The organism is Rubrivirga marina (assembly GCF_002283365.1).
GTDB lineage: Bacteria > Bacteroidota > Rhodothermia > Rhodothermales > Rubricoccaceae > Rubrivirga > Rubrivirga marina.
In genome coordinates this window covers 4,579,815-4,595,735 of sequence record NZ_MQWD01000001.1, presented here as the reverse complement: position 1 = coordinate 4,595,735, position 15,921 = coordinate 4,579,815, and the positions used below count along the sequence as shown (strand labels likewise).

Sequence of the window (15,921 nt, the reverse complement as noted above, 5' to 3'; positions counted from 1 at the left end):
GTGAACGGGCGCGGCCGGGTCCCGGGTCCGTCCGCCTCGGCGCCGAGGCGGGCGGGGACGTCTAGCTTCCCACTCGCCCGCCCCTCGGACTTGGCCATGCCCGCGCTCCCGGAACGTATGCCCGCACCCTTCAAGAGTGAGCCGGTCGGCGCCCCTCCCCGCCCCCCCCGCGGGGCCGCACGATGAAGTTCGTCGGCGTCCAGCTCTCGTATTTTTTCAGCGACACGGAGGTGCGCCGCAACGTCCGGTCGCTGATGGCCTACGTGGCGTTCGTGTGCGCCGTGATCGTGGTCTACGCGGTCGTGTTCCACTTCGTGATGCTCTACGAGGGGGAGGAGCACTCGTGGGTCACGGGGTTCTACTGGACGCTGACCGTGATGAGCACGCTCGGGTTCGGGGACATCACGTTCGAGAGCGACCTCGGGCGGCTGTTCAGCATCCTCGTCCTCGTCTCGGGGATCGTGCTCCTGCTCATCGTCCTGCCGTTCGCGTTCATCCGGTTCTTCTACGCGCCCTGGCTCGAGTCGCAGGTCCGGATGCGGGCGCCGCGCGCGGTCCCGCGAGGGATGACGGGCCACGTCGTGGTGTGCGGGACCGACTCGATCACGCCGGTGCTCGTCCGGCGGTTGGAGCAGGAGGGCGTCCCGTACGTCGTACTGGAGGAGGACCCCGCCGTGGCCGCCTCCCACCACCTCGACGACCTCTCCGTCGTGACGGGCGAGGTCGACAGCCCGGCGACGTACCGGGCGCTGGCGCTCGACCGCGCGCGGCTCGTCGTCGCCAACCGCGAGGACACCGTCAACACGAGCATCATCCTGACCGTCCGTGAGGTGTCTCCGGACGCGCCCGTCGTGGCCATCGCCAACGCGGAGGAGGCCGTCGACGTGCTCGAGCTCAGCGGGGCCACGCGTGTCCTCCCGCTCAAGCGCTGGCTCGGCGAGCAGCTCGCCAACCGGGTCAACGCGCTCCACGCACGGTCCCACCCGATCGGCCACTACGAGGACCTCCTCCTGGCCGAGCTCCCCGTCTACCGGACGCCCCTCGCGAAGCGGACGGTGCGGGAGACGGGGCTCCGTCAGATGACCGGCGTGAGCATCGTCGGCGTGTGGGAGCACGGGCACCTCCGGCCGGCCCGGCCCGACATGTCGCTCTCGCCGTCGAGCGTGCTCGTCGTGATCGGGACCGATGCCCAACTCAGCGCGCTCGACGAGCTCCTCGTCATCTACAGCGCCAACCCGAACCCCGTCGTCGTGGTCGGCGGCGGGCGGGTCGGGGCGGCGGCCGTCCGGGCGCTCCGGCGGCGCGGCGTGCCGGTCAACCTCATCGAGCAGCAGGCGGCCCTCTGCAGCCGCCTCGAGGCCGAGTGCGGGCGGGTCGTCGTCGGCGACGCGGCCGACTACGAGCGGCTCTGCGAGGCCGGCATCCTCGACGCCCCGTCCGTCGTGCTCACGACCAACGACGACGCGATGAACGTCTACCTCGCCGCGTACTGCCGGAAGCTGAACCCGGACCTCCGCATCGTCAGCCGGATCACCCACGACCGGACGCTGGGGGCCATCCACCGGGCCGGGGCCGACTTCGTCCTGAGCTACGCCACGCTCGGGGCGCAGGCCGTCCTCTCGGTCCTCAAGGGGAAGGAACTCCTGGTGCTAGGGGAGGAGGTCGACCTGTTCTCGGTCCCGTCGCCGAGGGCGCTCGTCGGGAAGACCCTGGCCGAGACGGGGATCGGGGCGCGGACGGGGATGACGGTCATCGGCCTCGAGCGCGACGGGGAGGTCACGACCGACCTCTCGGCTGAGACCGTGCTCACGCCGGGCTCCGATCTGCTGATGCTGGGGGATGCCGCCCAACGGGCCGAGTTCGCCGAGGTCTTCGGCACCGCGTGACTCTGGGCTACTCCGCCTCGCCGACTGTCCGGAGGCCCGGGACGCGCTGGAGGTACTCCTCGTAGAGCTCCGACTGGCGGCTGACGAGCGGGATCTGATAGCCGTCGATGAACAGCGCCGTGACCTGCGTCGCGGGCTCGAACGGGTCGCCGTCGGCCACGAACAGCGTCGCGCTCTTGCCCACCTCCACGCTCCCGAGGTCGTCGTCGACGCCGAAGATGCGGGCGGGCGTGATCGTGATGGCCTCGAGCGCCGCCTGCCGGTCGAAGCTGAGCTCCTCGCCGTAGGCCACGGCGAAGCCGGCGTGGAACGGGAGGTTGCGGTAGTTCTGCATCCCGTCGTCCGTGCGGAGGGCGACGGTGACGCCGGCCTGCGCGAGGAGCGCCGCGTTCTGGTAGGTCCGGTCGTAGCGGTCGGAGGCGCGCGTCGGGAGCCCGAGCACGGGGCCGGCAATGACGGGGAGCCCCGCCTCGGCGATCCGGTCGGCCACGCGCCAGCCCTCGGCCACGCCGGTGAGGATCGCGCGGACGTCCTTGTCCTCCAGCCACTCGAGGGCCTTGACGATGTCGGTCGCGGCGTTCGCTTCGACGAGGAGCGGCATCGTCCCACGCACGACCGGGAGGAGCGCGGCGAACTCGGGTTGGTACGCCATCGAGGCGTCCGGCGTGCCCGCAATCCGCGCCGAGTCGATCCGTGCGTAGAGGACGGCCTGCTCCCAGACCTCGTCGAGCTTCTCGACCGCCTCTTTCGCGGCCTTGTCGATGGCCTCCTGCTCGCGCCGGTCGAACCGCCCGCGCCGGCCCGACATCGGGAAGTTGAGGACGACGGCCTCGAAGCCCGTCGCCATCTGCTCCGGCGTGTAGCCGTGGAGGTTGACGAGCGCCGCCGTGCCCGGCATGAGCGCCCCCTGCGGGACCGAGAGCGTCGTCGTGACGCCCGAGACGCGCGTGATCGGGATGTGGACCGACGACACGTTGATCGCCGTGAGGGCCTTCATCTGCGGCGTCACGTCGCCGACCTCGTCGTAGTCCTGCGTCTCCTCCTGCGAGCCGATCTCTTGGAGCCCGAGCCGCGTGCCGGCGTCGATCATGCCGGGGTAGACCGTCCCGCCACCGCACGCGACCTGCGTCGCGCCGGCCGGCACCGCGGCGTCGCCGACGCCCGTGATCCGCCCGTCTTCGATCACGACCGTCCCGCGCTCGATGACGCCGCGCGTGACGGTCTCGATGCGGCAGTCGGTGAGCGCGAACGTCCCGGCGCGGGCGCGGTACTGCGGGCCCTGCGCGAACGCGGGCGCGGCCGTGAGGACGGCGAGGGCGAGGAGGAACGGGCGCATGAGCGGACGGAGTCGAGTCGGCCCGCCTCGGGGCCGAGGCGGAGGGGGAGACGCGGGGGGAGCTACTCGCCGAGGGCGAGCTCGTAGAGGTCGGTGCCGAGGAGGCACGAGGCCGAGTGGGCGCTCGACTGCGAGGGGAGCGCCGTGATCTCCTCCTCGGGGTCGACGTAGAGCCGCTGGTCGTCGCCGTCGCGGGCGCGGTCGAAGCGGGCCACGCCGTCGACGAACGTCATGTCGACGCGGGCGTAGACCGAGAGCGGGGGGGCCGAGAACACGGCGAGGTCGGCGTCCTTGCCCTCCTCGATGCTCCCGACGCGGTCGTCGATGCCGAGCTGCCACGCCGGGTTGAGCGTGACGAGCGCGAGGGCCTGGTCGTCGGTCAGCCCGCCGTAGCGCTGGGTCTTGGCCGCCTCGTGGTACAGGTACCGCAGGAGCCCGGCGTCGTCGGAGTTGACCGACGTGCGGACGCCGTTTTGCGCCAGGATCGTCGCGTTGTAGGCCGACGAGTAGTAGACCTCGAACTTGTAGTTCCCCCAGTCGGCGAAGACGCTCGCGCCGGCGCCGAAGGCGGCCAGCTCGGGGGCCACCTTGAACGCCTCGTTGGCGTGCTGGAACGTGACCCGCTCGATGCCGAAGTCCTCGAACACGTCGAGCAGCATCAGGATCTCGTCGGCCCGGTAGCTGTGGCAGTGGACGAGGACCTCGCCGTCGAGGATGTCGGCGAGCGTCTCGAGGCGGCGGTCGACCGGCGGGAGGGGCCGGCCGGCCGCCTCGGCCTCGGTTTGCGCTTGGCGGTAGGCGCGGGCGTCGGTGAACGCCTCGCGGTAGACCTGCTCGACGCCCATCCGCGTCGCCGGCCGGATGCCGCGGCCCTGGCCGTGGACGCGCGTCGGGTTCTCGCCGAGCGCGAACTTGATGGTCCGCGGGGCGCCCTCGAACAGGAGCCCGTCGGGGTCGAGCGTGCCCCAGCGGAGCTTGATCGTCTCGTTCTCGCCGCCGACCGGGTTGGCCGACCCGTGCATCGTGTGGATCGTGGTCACGCCGCCGGCCAGCGCGCGGTAGATCCCGATGTCGGCCGGGTCGAGCGCGTCGCGCATCTGGACCTCGGCGACGACCGGGTTCGTGGCCTCGTTCACCGACGACAGCGCGATGTGGCTGTGCGCGTCGATGATGCCCGGCGTCACGTGCTTGCCCGTCGCGTCGACCACGCGGACGCCGCGCGGGGCCTCCAGGCCGGTCCCGATCCGCTCGATGACGCCGTCCTCGACGAGGATGTCGGCGTTCTCGAGCGTCCCGTTCGTGACCGTGTGGACCGTCGCGTTGCGGATGAGCACGCTGCCGCGCTCACTCGCGGGCGGCAACGTCGCCGGGGTCTGTGCGGCGGCTGGCGCCGACCCTAGCGGGGCCGCGGCGAGCGACAGCAGGAGGGGGAGGAGGAGCAGAGAACGCATGCTTACTCGGGGCGGCGGGTGGCCGTGATCGGGAACGAGCCGAACGAGCCGACCTCGGCCGTCCCGGAGAACTCGTCGTCGGTGATGATGCCCGTGATGGTGATCGCGCCCATCTCACTCGAGGTGAACGACATTGTGAGCACGTTGCCCTCGAGCGTGACCGAGTCGAACGGGGTCGTCTCGCCGTCGCCGGTGATCTCGCCCGAGAGGTCGTCGCCGTCGCCGGTGAGCGTGAACGTGCCCTCCTGGCTCCCGGCCGGCGTGACGACCTCGTAGGCCCACGTCCCGGCGGCCTCGACCTCGGCGTCCGGGTCGGCGCCCTCGGGGCCGTCGGCGTCGATCTCGTGGCGGACGCCCTCGACGAACACGTAGCGGACCTCGGTCGAGTCGGTGAAGAGCGGCCCGGTCGTGACGACGAGGTTGGCCAGCTTCCCGCGCTCGACCGTGCCCACCTCGCGCCCGAGGCCGAGCAGCTCGGCGGGCGTCGTGGTGAGCGCCGCGAGCGCAGCCTCGGGCGAGAGGCCGGCGTTCACCATCCGCCGGAGATTCGTGTGGACGTCGGCGGGCTTGACCTCGAACGTGCCGAACGCGAACGCGACGCCGGCCGAGTCGAGCGCGGCGGGGCTCCGCTCGGCGCTCCGGACCGCCGCGCGCTTCTGGCCCGTGAGCGCCGCCTGGTCGTCGCCGAGGTCGCGGTACGAGAGGATCCGCCGGTTCGAGACGAACGAGACCTCGCCGGGCGTGGTCGAGGGGAGCGGCACGGCGAGCGCGGCGCTGTCGGCCTCGACGGAGTCGGGGAGGGCGAGGGGGGTGAAGACCGGGGTCTCGGATTCGCGGAGCCGGTCGAGGAGCGGCGCGGCGTCGGGGAGGCCGGCGATCACGGGCGTGAGGCCCATCTCCTCTGACGCCCGGAGCGCGCGGAACGCGTTGAGCCAGTCCTCGACAAGGAAGACGAACTGGCGGTCGCCGTCGAGGACCGTGCCGACGGCGTCGAGGACGGGGTCGAAGCGGGGCCGCGCGGCGCCCTCGGCCTCGCGGTCGTAGGCCGTCCGGCCGGCGCGGCGGCGGCGCGCGTTCTCGACCGTCTCGCGCATCACGGCGAGGACGCCCATCGGCGTGGCCGGGTAGACGCCCGAGGCGGGGTCCATCGCGGCGACGAAGCTGATCGGCTCGGTCAGGACGAGGGCCTCGGGGTACTCCCGCCGCATCGGCTCCCGGAGGAGGATCACGGCGCCCTGGCCGGCGAAGAGGCCCTCGCGGGGGGCCACGTGGGCGACGGTGAAGCCGGCCTCGCGGAGCTGCTTGATCCGGGCGTCGCCCGGATCGAACAGGTCGCGGACGTCGCGCTCGGGGGTGATGCCGGCGCGTTCGCGCGGCGGGTCGCCGCGGTCGCCCGTGTAGTCGTCGGGGTCCTCGGGCTCCGGCACGCCCTCGATGCCGAAGGCGTCGACGAAGCCGGCGTAGACGGTCAGCGAGTCGCCCTCGACGACGTCGGCGTCGAACGGGACGTCGACGTTCTCGCCGACGGCGACGATCCGCCCGTCGCGGACGACGACGGTCGCGCGGTCGAGCACGCGCCCGGGCGCGACGACGACGCGGGCGTTCGTAATGGCGGCCGCGGTCGTGACCGGACGGAGCGGCGTCTCGGCGCCGATGCCCTGGGCGCGGGCGGGGACGACGAGGAGCAAGGCCGCGCAGGCGGCGAGACAGGCGCGAAGCGTCATGGGCGAGGGGGGAGGCCGCATAAAGATACCCGGCCTCCACGCTGGTGTCGGGGCTCTCGTTCGTCCCCGCCGGTGATCGGGGCTGCGTTACGGGGGGGCGGGGGCTCCACCCGTGAGTAGGGCACCCCGCCCCATGTCATCCTGAGCGGAGCCGCGAAGCCGTGGAGAGAAGGCTCTCTGTAACCCATGGGAGGGCGGCCCTACGAGGCGCGCGCCGGAGATGCTCCGGCCTCACCCCGGGCTTCGCCCTCCGCTCTGCTCAGGACGACTGAATCGGTGGAGTCGGTCCGCCCGGCGCCGAGGCGGGCAGAGCCGGGGCGAGTGGGCCAGTAGAGAGGGGCGACCGGGGTCGACGCCCTCAGTCCACGAACACGCCGGCCTCGCGGGCGAGCGTCTGCGCCGCGGGCGTAACGATCTGGCCCGGCGTCAGCCGGATCCGGCGGTGCTTGAGGCGGGCCTGCCGCACGTCGGTCTCGGTGACCACGCGGCGCTCGATGACGAGGGGCCCATCGGCGGGCTCCGGAGCGGGCGGGGCGAGGTCGACCCCTGAGAGCCAGCGCGCCGTCTCGGGGCGCCCGGCGCCGAGCCACAGCGTGCGCTCGATCTCGACGACGGCGTCCGGCCCACTCGCGACCGGCACGGCCAGCGCGACCGGTCCGAGTCCGAGCACGGCCGTCTCGCCGACGCCCCACGCCCGTCGGAGCCCGTCGGGCAGCACGAGCCTCGAGCGGACGGCCTCGGCGTCGACAGCTAGGGCGCCCGCCGGGCCGCGCAGGTGGACCGGTCCGCTCACCTCGGTCGCCGCGTCGACCCGGAGGCGGAGCGCGTCGCCGGCCGCGACCGGCACGCGGCCCACGACCTCGCCGAGGCGGACGACCTCGACGGTCGCGGACGGCCGGAGCCTCGCGCCGGCGCCGAACAACTCCGCCAGCGAGTCGGGTGGGAGCGTGGCGAGCGACCCGAGCGGTCGCACCGGGAGGGCGTCGGCGCGCACTAGGCCACTCCTCCGGCGCCCGGCAGGAAACGCGCCTCGACGTCCTTGATCTTGTCGACGCGCCGGGCGTGGCGGCCGCCCTCGAAGTCGGTCGCGAGGAACTCGGCGAGGACGCGCTTGCAGACCTCGACGCCCATCGTCCGGCTCCCGAGCGTAATCACGTTGGCGTCGTTGTGGGCGCGGGCGTTGAAGGCCGCGAACGTGTTGGGGCACAGCGCCGCGCGGACGCCCGGCACCTTGTTGCACACCATCGCCGAGCCCACGCCCACGCCGTCGATCATCAGCCCGGCCGCGACGCGCCCGAGGTGGACCAGCCGGGCCACGGCGTACGCGAAGTCCGGGTAGTCGACGCTGTCCGTCGAGGTTGTGCCGACGTCCGTGATCGTCCACCCGAGGCTCTTCGCGTGTTCGGCGAGGGCCTCTTTGATGTCGAACCCGGCGTGGTCGCAGCCGATCGCGAGCGTCTTCACGGGAGCCGACGGGAGGGCGGTCGGTTCGGTGGGCGTCGCCGCGGGTCCGCCCGCCTCGGTGACGAGGTGGAGCCCCCGGTCGCGGGCCGTGTCGCGGGCGAGGGCCGTCACGAGCGCGCCCTCGGGCACGGCCAGCGTCGACTGGCCGGCGGCGAGGGCGTCGAGGACGGTGCGTTCGGAGACGAGGCGCGGCATGGCCGGAAGCTACGTGACCTTTGCGTCCGGCTGCGGGCTAGTCGGATCGTATCAGGCCGTCCCGCCTCGGGTCGGATAGCATGGGGACGCGTTCCGATGAAGCCCATGCACGCCCGATCAGCCATTGTCGCCCTCGTACTACTTGGGGCCGTCGCGACCGACGCACAACCCCGGATTGGAGTCGACGTCGGGGTGGCTATGCCAACCGGGGCTCTCGGCACTCACCGATCAGCGGGCGTGGCGGCGACGCTCTCCGCCAGTCGGCGGGCGCCTGGCTTTTCGCCCCACCTCGGCGTGACGTGGACTCGACTGTACGACGATGACGGGCCCGTCGGCGTGGGCACCAACAGTGGCCGGGGCGACTACTCGTCGGCCGGCGTCCGCGTGTCGGCTCTCTACCGGAGTCGGGGAAGAGGCGTCGCGGCCTACGGTCTGCTTGGCACCGGGCTGTACACCGTCTCGATCGAGCGTGACCAGAACCCATACGGCGACGTGTTCTGGGGCAACCACGCCGGGGTCGGGATCGAGGTGCCCATAGGGGGCGCCGCCGTCTCGGCCGAGGTGAGCGCTGTTGCCATGGTGACGGACTACGGGGCCGGAGCGTTCAATTTCCCGACGGTCCACGTCCCCCTCTCGGTCGGCGTCCGGTTCTGACGGTTCCACGGCGGCTTCGCCCGTCGCCTGGGGCGCTGGCGATAGCTTGCCCGATCCCCAGACCGCCCCCCGCATGCCCTCCACCCAGGATTTCCGTAACGGCCTCGTCCTCAACTGGAAGGACGACCTCTGGCAGATCGTCGAGTTCCAGCACGTCAAGCCCGGCAAGGGCGGCGCGTTCGTCCGCGGCAAGCTCAAGAACGTCCGCAACGGGAAGATCGTCGACACGACGTTCCGGGCCGGCGAGAAGGTCGAGACGGCCCGCGTCGAGCGCCGCCAGATGCAGTACCTCTACGAGGACGACCTCGGGCTCCACTTCATGAACACGGAGACCTACGAGCAGCGCGCGCTCCGGTCGGACCTCGTCGAGGGCAAGGACCTCATCAAGGAGGGCGGCATGATCGACGTGCTCGTCGACGCCGCGACCGACGAGGCGCTCTCCGTCGAGCTCCCGCGACAGGTCGAGCTGAAGGTCACGCAGACCGACCCCGGCCTCAAGGGCGACACGGCCACCGGCGCCACGAAGCCGGCCACGCTCGAGTCCGGCGCGACCGTCTACGTCCCCCTCTTCATCAACGAGGGCGACGTGATCCGCGTCGACACCGAGACGGCGAGCTACCAGACCCGCGTGAGCGCGGCTTGAGCCGCTGGCGGCGCCCGCCGCTGCGCCGTCGCCCCCCGAAATGCCCCGGCCGGGACCGCCGGCCAGGGCGTCGCCGTAGCTTGGGGCCCCCTCTGAGCCCCGCCCGTCCCATGGACATGGACCTCGATAAGATCCAACGCCTCCTCGAGATCGTCGCCGACAGCGGCATGGCCGAGGTCAAGGTGGAGGAAGGAGACTTCAAGCTGACCGTTCGCTCGACCCCGAAGGTCGAGGCGAGCAGCGGCCCCATGATGATGGCCCCGCCGCCGTCGGCGGCGCCCGCGGCGGCCCCCGCCGCTCCAGCTCCGGCGGCCGCGCCCGCCTCGGCCCCGGCTCTCGAGAAGGCCGAGCCCGGCTCCGGCGACAACGAGTCGCTCGTGCTCGCGCCCATCGTCGGGACGTTCTACTCGGCGCCCTCGCCCGACGCCGACGCGTTCGTGTCGGTCGGCGACCGCGTCGAGGTCGGACAGACGCTCTGCATCATCGAGGCGATGAAGCTGATGAACGAGATCCAGGCCGAGGAGGCCGGGACCGTCAAGCAGGTCCTCGTGCAGAACGCCGAGCCTGTCGAGTACGACCAGCCGCTGTTTGTGATCGAAAAGTGACGGTTGATGATTGAATGATTGAGTCTCGCAATCGAAGATCACCAATCGGAACTCATAAATGAAGAAGGTCCTCATCGCCAACCGCGGCGAGATCGCGCTCCGCATCATCCGGACCTGCCGGGAGATGGGGCTCCAGACGGTCGCCGTCTACTCGACCGTCGACCGCGACACGCTCGCCGTTCGGTTCGCCGACGAGGCCGTCTGCATCGGGCCCGCGCCGAGCGCCCAGAGCTACCTCAAGATCCCGGCCATCATCGCGGCGGCCGAGGTCACCGGCGCCGACGCGATCCACCCCGGCTACGGGTTCCTCTCCGAGAACGCCGAGTTCGCCCGGATCTGCGACGACCACGACTTGACGTTCATCGGCCCGAAGGCCGAGACGATCTCGAAGATGGGCGACAAGTCGGTCGCCAAGGAGACCATGCAGGCCGCGGGCGTCCCCGTCGTGCCCGGCTCCGACGGCGCCGTGGAGGACGTCACGGAGGGCCTGGCGGCGGCCCGGGAGGCCGGCTTCCCGGTCATGATCAAGGCGTCGGCGGGCGGCGGCGGCAAGGGCATGCGGATGGCCCGCGACGAGGCCGAGTTCGAGAAGCTGTTCGTCGCGGCCGGCACCGAGGCCCAGAACGCGTTCGGCGACGGCCGGCTCTACATCGAGAAGTTCGTCGAGGAGCCGCGCCACATCGAGATCCAGCTCGTCGGCGACGGGCAGGGGACGGTCGTCCACTTCGGCGAGCGCGAGTGCTCGATCCAGCGCCGCCACCAGAAGCTCCTCGAAGAGGCGCCGAGCCCGATCCTCGACCCCGACCTCCGCCAGCGGATGGGCGACGCCGCCATCGCCGGCGCGCTCGCCGTCGACTACCGCGGCGCGGGCACGGTCGAGTTCCTGGTCGACAAGAACCGGGACTTCTACTTCATGGAGATGAACACCCGGATCCAGGTGGAGCACCCGGTGACGGAGGAGGTCACGGACACGGACCTCATCGAGTGGCAGCTCCGCGTGGCCGAGGGCGAAAAGATCACGTCGGGCAACCACGTGCCGGTCGGGCACTCCATCGAGTGCCGGATCAACGCCGAGGACCCGTTCCGCAACTTCTCGCCGTCGCCGGGGAAGATCACGGCGTTCCACAGCCCCAAGGGCCGCGGGGTCCGCTGCGACACGCACGTCTACGCCGGCTACACCGTCCCGCCGACGTACGACTCGATGATCGCCAAGCTCATCGTCCGCGAGACGACGCGCGACCGGGCGATCACGAAGATGCTCCGGGCCCTCGATGAGTTCATCATCGAGGGCCTCAAGACGACCGTCCCATTCCATCAGCAGCTCCTCCAGGACCCCCGCTTCGTCGCCGGCGACTTCGACACGAAGTTCCTCGAGCGGTTCGAGCTCACGCCTCCGGAGTAGCCCCTGCCCCTTCGACCTCTATGGACTTCCCCCCAGACCTCCGCTACACGAAGGACCACGAGTGGGTCCGCCTCGACGACGACGGCCTCGCGGTCGTCGGCATCACGGACTACGCTCAGAGCGAGCTCGGCGACATCGTGTTCGTCGAGCTCGAGGCCGAAGGGTCCGAGGTGGAGGCCGAGGGCGCGCTCGGGACCGTCGAGGCGGTCAAGACCGTGAGCGAGCTGTTCGCGCCGATCTCGGGGACGGTCGAGGCGCTCAACGACGCGCTCGACGGCGCGCCCGAGACGGTCAACGCCGACCCGTACGGCGAGGGCTGGATGGTCAAGATCCGCCCGGCCGATGCGTCGGACGTCGACGCCCTCCTCTCGGCCGCCGAGTACAAAGAGATGATCGGCGCCTAGGCCCGATCGCAGCGAGATTCCAGGGGGTGCCGGCGGCAGTCGTCGGCACCCCCGGCCTTTTCCCCCCGCCCGCCATGACCCACGAAACGGTCGTCATCCTCGACTTCGGCAGCCAGACGACGCAGCTCATCGCCCGTCGCGTCCGCGAGGCCGGCGTCTACTGCGAGATCCACCCGTGCACGCTGCCGGCCGAGGAGGTGGCGGCGATGGAGCCGAGCGGGCTGATCCTGTCGGGCGGCCCGATGTCGGTCTACGACGAGGACTCGCCCCAACTCGACCCGTCGCTGCTCGATCTCCGCCAGCCGGGGACGGGGGAGAAGGTGCCGGTCCTCGGCATCTGCTACGGGCTGCAGGCCCTCGCGCACGCCCTCGGCGGCGGCGTCGAGCCGAGCGCGCGGCGCGAGTTCGGTCGCTCGCCGATCGTGAGCCACGAGGAGAACGACCTGTTCCGTGGCGTCCCCGAGGGCTCGGTCGTGTGGATGAGCCACGGCGACCACCTCACGCGCCTCCCCGACGGCTTCCGCGCCGTCGCCGCCACCGACAACGCGCCGATCGCGGCCGTCGCCGCCGAGCCGGACAGCGAGCACGGGAAGGTCTACGGCGTCCAGTTCCACCCCGAGGTGGTCCACACCGAGCACGGGGCGACGATCCTGCGCAACTTCGTCCGCGAGGTCTGCGGCCTCCGCGGCGACTGGACGACGGGCTCGTTCATCGACGAGAAGGCCGAGGAGATCCGGGCCCAGGTCGGCGACGACCACGTGATCCTCGGGCTGAGCGGCGGCGTCGACTCGTCGGTGGCGGCGGCGCTGCTGCACAAGGCCATCGGCGACCAGCTCACGTGCGTGTTCGTCGACAACGGGCTGCTCCGGGCCGGCGAGTTCGAGCAGGTCCAGACGACGTTCCGCGACGGGTTCGACATCGACCTCCGCGCCGTCGACGCCAGCGACCTCTTCCTCGGCCGCCTCGCGGGCGTCGCGGACCCGGAGGAGAAGCGGAGGATCATCGGGCGGACCTTTATCGAGGTGTTCGAGCAGGAGACCGAGGCGGTCACGGCCGAGCTCGGCCACAAGCCGCGGTTCCTCGCGCAGGGCACGCTCTACCCGGACGTGATCGAGTCGGTCTCGTTCAAGGGGCCGAGCGCGACCATCAAGACGCACCACAACGTCGGCGGGCTGCCCGAAAAGCTGGGCTTCGAGCTCGTCGAGCCGTTCCGGGAGCTGTTCAAGGACGAAGTCCGCGAGGTCGGCCGCCAGCTCGGCGTGCCGGACGCCATCATCCGCCGGCACCCGTTCCCCGGCCCCGGCCTCGCCGTCCGGATCCTCGGCCCCGTCGACCGCGAGAAGGCCGACCTGCTGCGCCAGGCCGACACGATCTGGCTCGACGAGCTCGAGACCTCGGGGACCTACGACGACGTGTGGCAGGCCTTCGCCGTGCTCCTCCCGGTCCAGTCGGTCGGCGTGATGGGCGATTACCGGACCTACGAGCAGGCCGTCTGCCTCCGTGCCGTGACCTCCACCGACGGCATGACGGCGGACTGGGCGAAGCTGCCGTACGAGGTGCTCGGGCGCGCGTCGAACCGGATCATCAACGAGGTCCGCGGCATCAACCGGGTGGCGTACGACGTGAGCAGCAAGCCGCCGGCGACCATCGAGTGGGAGTAGGGGCGCGCCGGTGGTGTGCTCGCCTCGGCGCCGAGGCGGAGCGAGTCAGAGGACGAGGTACGAGATCGCCGGGCCGGCACGTCTTGTCGCCGAGCCCTCCTCCTGCGCCATGCGGCCCATCGCCCTCCTTCTCCTGTTCGTCTCCCTCGTCGGCTGCGACGGCCTGTTCTCCGAGAACGACGACGAGCTGGGGGAGGTCGAGCGCGGGGAGGCCCGCTACCTCGTCACGTTCGACGCGACGTGGAGCGCCGAGTCGCACCCCGACATGTTTCCGGCGTCGGCCCACTTCTCGACGCTGACCGGCGCGGCCCACGTCGGGGGGCTCTCGTTGTGGGAGGTCGGGGGGACCGCGACGGACGGGATCCGGTCGATGGCGGAGACCGGGGCGACGGACCTCCTCCGAGGCGAGGTCGCCGGCCTCGGCACCGACGCGGCCTACGTCGAGGGCGGCTACGTCGGCGTCTCGCCCGGCGCCGCGACGGTCGAGGTGACGGTCTCCGACGACCGCCCGCACCTCTCCGTCGTCTCGATGCTCGCGCCCAGCCCGGACTGGTTCGTCGGCGTGAACGGCCTCGACCTCCGCACGAACGACGGGTGGATCGACCGCACGACGGTCGACCTCGTGGTCTACGACGCCGGCACCGACGACGGGGTGACGTACACGGCCGAGAACGCCGCCCGTGCCGTCCGCGCGCCCATCGCCGAGGTCGCCTACGCCCCGCTGACCGGCACGACCGTCGGCACGTTCATCGTCGAGCGCATCGAGGAGGACGGCTCGGCTGGGAACTAGGGAGCGGGGAAAGGGGAACGGGTAGGGAGCCGGCCTCCCACACGTTTCCCATCTCCCGATGCCCCCCGACGTTGCTACGCGACCTCCGCTGGACGTTCTCGCCCTCGCCGCCCACCCCGACGACGTCGAACTCTGTGCCGGGGGGACGATGTGTCTCCTGGCCGACCAGGGCTACCGGACCGGCGTCGTCGACTTTACGCGCGGCGAACTGGGCACGCGCGGGACGCCGGAGAGCCGGGCCGAGGAGGCCGCCGCCGCGTCGAAGATCATGGGGCTCTCGGCCCGTGAGAACCTCGGCATCCCCGACGGCGACATCCAGAACACGAAGGAGAACCAGCTCAAGCTGATCCGGGCCGTCCGCCGCCATCGCCCGCCCATCGTGCTGACGACAGCGGAAAAAGTCCGTCACCCCGACCACGGCGACGCCACGCGCCTCAGCATCGACGCTCTCTTCTACTCGGGGCTGGCCAAGGTCGAGACGGTCGAGGAGGACGGGACGCCGCAGGAGCCGTGGCGTCCGCACCACGTCCTCCACTACATGCAGGCCCTCGACTTCGAGCCGACGTTTGTGGTCGACGTATCGAGCGTGTGGGAGCGGCGGATGGAGGCGCTCCTCGCCTACGGCAGCCAGTTCTACCAGCCCGGCGCCGAGGCGGACGACGACGGGCCGCAGACGTACATCTCGAACCCCGGTTTCCTGGCCTGGGTCGAGGCGCGCGCGCGCGTCTACGGCTACCGTATCGGCGCCGACTACGGCGAGCCGTTCCTCTACCGCCACGGCCCGGTCGGCGTCTCCGACCTCGTGGCGATCCTGAGCCGCGAGCGGCCGTTCCGGTGACTGACTCGGCCCGCCTCGGGGACGAGCCCGTCGAGGTGGGCCTACCCCTCGAAGGCGTAGGCCAGGAGCTCAGCCGACGTCTGAAACGGCTGGCCGTCCGGGACGGTCACCGCGGCGACGGACTGGAGGACGCGGTCGGCGTCGGGGCCGAGGGCCGAGCGGAGGTGCTCCTGGAGCCCGCCGAAGAGGGCCTGGGCGGCCTCGGGGCCGGACGACGGCATCACGACGGCGGCCCGCTTGCGCGGCGCGTCGACGAGGATCTTGTCGGACGGGCGGAGCGAGGCGCGGACGCCGGACTCGATGGCGCCGAAGTGGGCCGCGCCGGGCGCGGCCGGGTCCATCCGGAGGGCGACGACGACGAACGGGATGCCCGAGGCGCGGCTGGCGAACGCCGCGTCGAGTGCCGAGCGGAACGCGACGCCGGGGTCGGGCGCGAGGCCGCCGCCGAGCGGGGCGAAGGCCGGGAGCGCGGGGGCGCTCGGAGCCGCGCCAGCCGGCATCGGTGGAACGGAGGGGATCGTGCCGACCACCTCGCCGCCCTTCGAGTCGGCGAGGTAGCCCTGGGCGAAGAGGCCGTCGGCGGGGTCCTTGCCGCCGAAGGGGTCCTCCGGCGGGGCGAGCAGCGACGGGTCGGGCGCGGGCGGCGCGACGACCTCCGTCAGGGGCGGGCCGCCGGGGCCGCTCGCGCCGGGCGGCTCCGGTGCCAGTGGGCGGACGGGCGCGCTGGCCACTGAGGCGGCAGGCGTCGGCGCCTCGGCCAGCGGGGCGGCGATGGGCTCAGGGGTGACGGCGCCGGTCGAGAACGTGGTCGTGAACCCCTCGGCCGGTGGAGGCTCCGGCGCGATCGGCTCTGGGGCCGGTTCGGGCG

14 protein-coding genes and 1 pseudogene are annotated in these 15,921 nt (G+C 72.0%); 9 read left to right on the top strand and 6 right to left on the bottom strand.

Translation table 11 applies throughout. The annotated features are described in order from the left end of the window. The first annotated feature begins 182 nt into the window (after window positions 1-182). Window positions 183-1,886, top strand: coding sequence for a potassium channel family protein (locus BSZ37_RS19595; protein ID WP_095512164.1), 1,704 nt, complete (start codon window positions 183-185; stop codon window positions 1,884-1,886). A 7-nt stretch (window positions 1,887-1,893) separates the two neighbouring features. Here the strand turns inward: BSZ37_RS19595 and BSZ37_RS19590 are convergent, their stop codons facing one another. The 5 genes from BSZ37_RS19590 to rpiB all read right to left on the bottom strand — a co-directional run bounded on the left by BSZ37_RS19590 (window position 1,894) and on the right by rpiB (window position 8,056). Further along, window positions 1,894-3,222, bottom strand: a complete 1,329-nt coding sequence (locus BSZ37_RS19590; protein WP_095512163.1) for an amidohydrolase family protein — start codon at window positions 3,220-3,222, stop codon at window positions 1,894-1,896. 62 nt (window positions 3,223-3,284) lie between these two features. Then, the gene (locus tag BSZ37_RS19585) at window positions 3,285-4,673 is read right to left on the bottom strand and encodes an amidohydrolase (RefSeq protein WP_095512162.1); all 1,389 of its coding nucleotides are present in this window, start codon (window positions 4,671-4,673) and stop codon (window positions 3,285-3,287) included. A 2-nt stretch (window positions 4,674-4,675) separates the two neighbouring features. Beyond that, a complete protein-coding gene (locus BSZ37_RS19580; RefSeq protein ID WP_143537754.1) occupies window positions 4,676-6,397 on the bottom strand; it encodes an amidohydrolase family protein in 1,722 nt (573 codons plus the stop codon). 358 nt (window positions 6,398-6,755) lie between these two features. After that, on the bottom strand, window positions 6,756-7,391 hold the full coding sequence (locus BSZ37_RS19575; protein ID WP_095512160.1) for a hypothetical protein: 636 nt from the start codon (window positions 7,389-7,391) through the stop codon (window positions 6,756-6,758). Next, the gene (gene rpiB / locus BSZ37_RS19570; RefSeq protein WP_095512159.1) at window positions 7,391-8,056 is read right to left on the bottom strand and encodes a ribose 5-phosphate isomerase B; all 666 of its coding nucleotides are present in this window, start codon (window positions 8,054-8,056) and stop codon (window positions 7,391-7,393) included. The genes BSZ37_RS19575 and rpiB overlap by 1 nt, the downstream gene beginning before the upstream one ends. A 294-nt stretch (window positions 8,057-8,350) precedes the next feature. Between rpiB and BSZ37_RS19565 the strand changes: the two genes are divergently transcribed. The 8 genes from BSZ37_RS19565 (at window position 8,351) to bshB1 (ending at window position 15,053) form a co-directional block, all read left to right on the top strand. Next, entirely contained in the window at window positions 8,351-8,710 is a 360-nt protein-coding gene (locus tag BSZ37_RS19565; protein WP_143537753.1) for a hypothetical protein, read from the top strand. A 73-nt stretch (window positions 8,711-8,783) separates the two neighbouring features. Further along, window positions 8,784-9,353 carry an elongation factor P gene (gene efp, locus BSZ37_RS19560; protein WP_095512157.1) on the top strand — a complete coding sequence of 190 codons (570 nt, stop codon included), beginning with the start codon at window positions 8,784-8,786 and terminating at the stop codon, window positions 9,351-9,353. 116 nt (window positions 9,354-9,469) lie between these two features. Then, on the top strand, window positions 9,470-9,958 hold the full coding sequence (gene accB / locus BSZ37_RS19555; RefSeq protein ID WP_095512469.1) for an acetyl-CoA carboxylase biotin carboxyl carrier protein: 489 nt from the start codon (window positions 9,470-9,472) through the stop codon (window positions 9,956-9,958). 58 nt (window positions 9,959-10,016) lie between these two features. Continuing rightward, window positions 10,017-11,360: an acetyl-CoA carboxylase biotin carboxylase subunit gene (accC, locus tag BSZ37_RS19550; RefSeq protein ID WP_095512156.1), complete on the top strand. Its 1,344-nt coding sequence runs from the start codon at window positions 10,017-10,019 to the stop codon at window positions 11,358-11,360. A gap of 20 nt (window positions 11,361-11,380) precedes the next feature. Next, on the top strand, window positions 11,381-11,764 hold the full coding sequence (gcvH, locus tag BSZ37_RS19545) for a glycine cleavage system protein GcvH (protein ID WP_095512155.1): 384 nt from the start codon (window positions 11,381-11,383) through the stop codon (window positions 11,762-11,764). A 74-nt stretch (window positions 11,765-11,838) separates the two neighbouring features. Beyond that, window positions 11,839-13,425, top strand: a complete 1,587-nt coding sequence (gene guaA, locus BSZ37_RS19540; protein ID WP_095512154.1) for a glutamine-hydrolyzing GMP synthase — start codon at window positions 11,839-11,841, stop codon at window positions 13,423-13,425. Between the two features lie 109 nt (window positions 13,426-13,534). Continuing rightward, a complete protein-coding gene (locus tag BSZ37_RS19535; RefSeq protein WP_095512153.1) occupies window positions 13,535-14,215 on the top strand; it encodes a spondin domain-containing protein in 681 nt (226 codons plus the stop codon). Window positions 14,216-14,273: 58 nt separating this feature from the next. Further along, window positions 14,274-15,053 (top strand): bacillithiol biosynthesis deacetylase BshB1, encoded by a 780-nt coding sequence (gene bshB1, locus BSZ37_RS19530; protein WP_095512152.1) that lies wholly within the window; start codon window positions 14,274-14,276, stop codon window positions 15,051-15,053. Window positions 15,054-15,094: 41 nt separating this feature from the next. On the opposite strand, the pseudogene BSZ37_RS19525 reads toward bshB1, so the two are convergent. Beyond that, a pseudogene (locus BSZ37_RS19525) lies at window positions 15,095-15,921 on the bottom strand (hypothetical protein); the annotation flags it as partial.

Excerpts from the sequence above, each read along its gene's own strand:
- BSZ37_RS19595 (WP_095512164.1), top strand. The coding sequence starts at position 183 with ATGAAGTTCGTCGGCGTCCAGCTCTCGTATTTTTTCAGCGACACGGAG.
- BSZ37_RS19590 (WP_095512163.1), bottom strand. The coding sequence starts at position 3,222 with ATGCGCCCGTTCCTCCTCGCCCTCGCCGTCCTCACGGCCGCGCCCGCG.
- BSZ37_RS19585 (WP_095512162.1), bottom strand. The coding sequence starts at position 4,673 with ATGCGTTCTCTGCTCCTCCTCCCCCTCCTGCTGTCGCTCGCCGCGGCC.
- BSZ37_RS19580 (WP_143537754.1), bottom strand. The coding sequence starts at position 6,397 with ATGACGCTTCGCGCCTGTCTCGCCGCCTGCGCGGCCTTGCTCCTCGTC.
- rpiB (WP_095512159.1), bottom strand. The coding sequence starts at position 8,056 with ATGCCGCGCCTCGTCTCCGAACGCACCGTCCTCGACGCCCTCGCCGCC.
- efp (WP_095512157.1), top strand. The coding sequence starts at position 8,784 with ATGCCCTCCACCCAGGATTTCCGTAACGGCCTCGTCCTCAACTGGAAG.
- accB (WP_095512469.1), top strand. The coding sequence starts at position 9,470 with ATGGACCTCGATAAGATCCAACGCCTCCTCGAGATCGTCGCCGACAGC.
- accC (WP_095512156.1), top strand. The coding sequence starts at position 10,017 with ATGAAGAAGGTCCTCATCGCCAACCGCGGCGAGATCGCGCTCCGCATC.
- gcvH (WP_095512155.1), top strand. The coding sequence starts at position 11,381 with ATGGACTTCCCCCCAGACCTCCGCTACACGAAGGACCACGAGTGGGTC.
- guaA (WP_095512154.1), top strand. The coding sequence starts at position 11,839 with ATGACCCACGAAACGGTCGTCATCCTCGACTTCGGCAGCCAGACGACG.
- BSZ37_RS19535 (WP_095512153.1), top strand. The coding sequence starts at position 13,535 with ATGCGGCCCATCGCCCTCCTTCTCCTGTTCGTCTCCCTCGTCGGCTGC.
- bshB1 (WP_095512152.1), top strand. The coding sequence starts at position 14,274 with ATGCCCCCCGACGTTGCTACGCGACCTCCGCTGGACGTTCTCGCCCTC.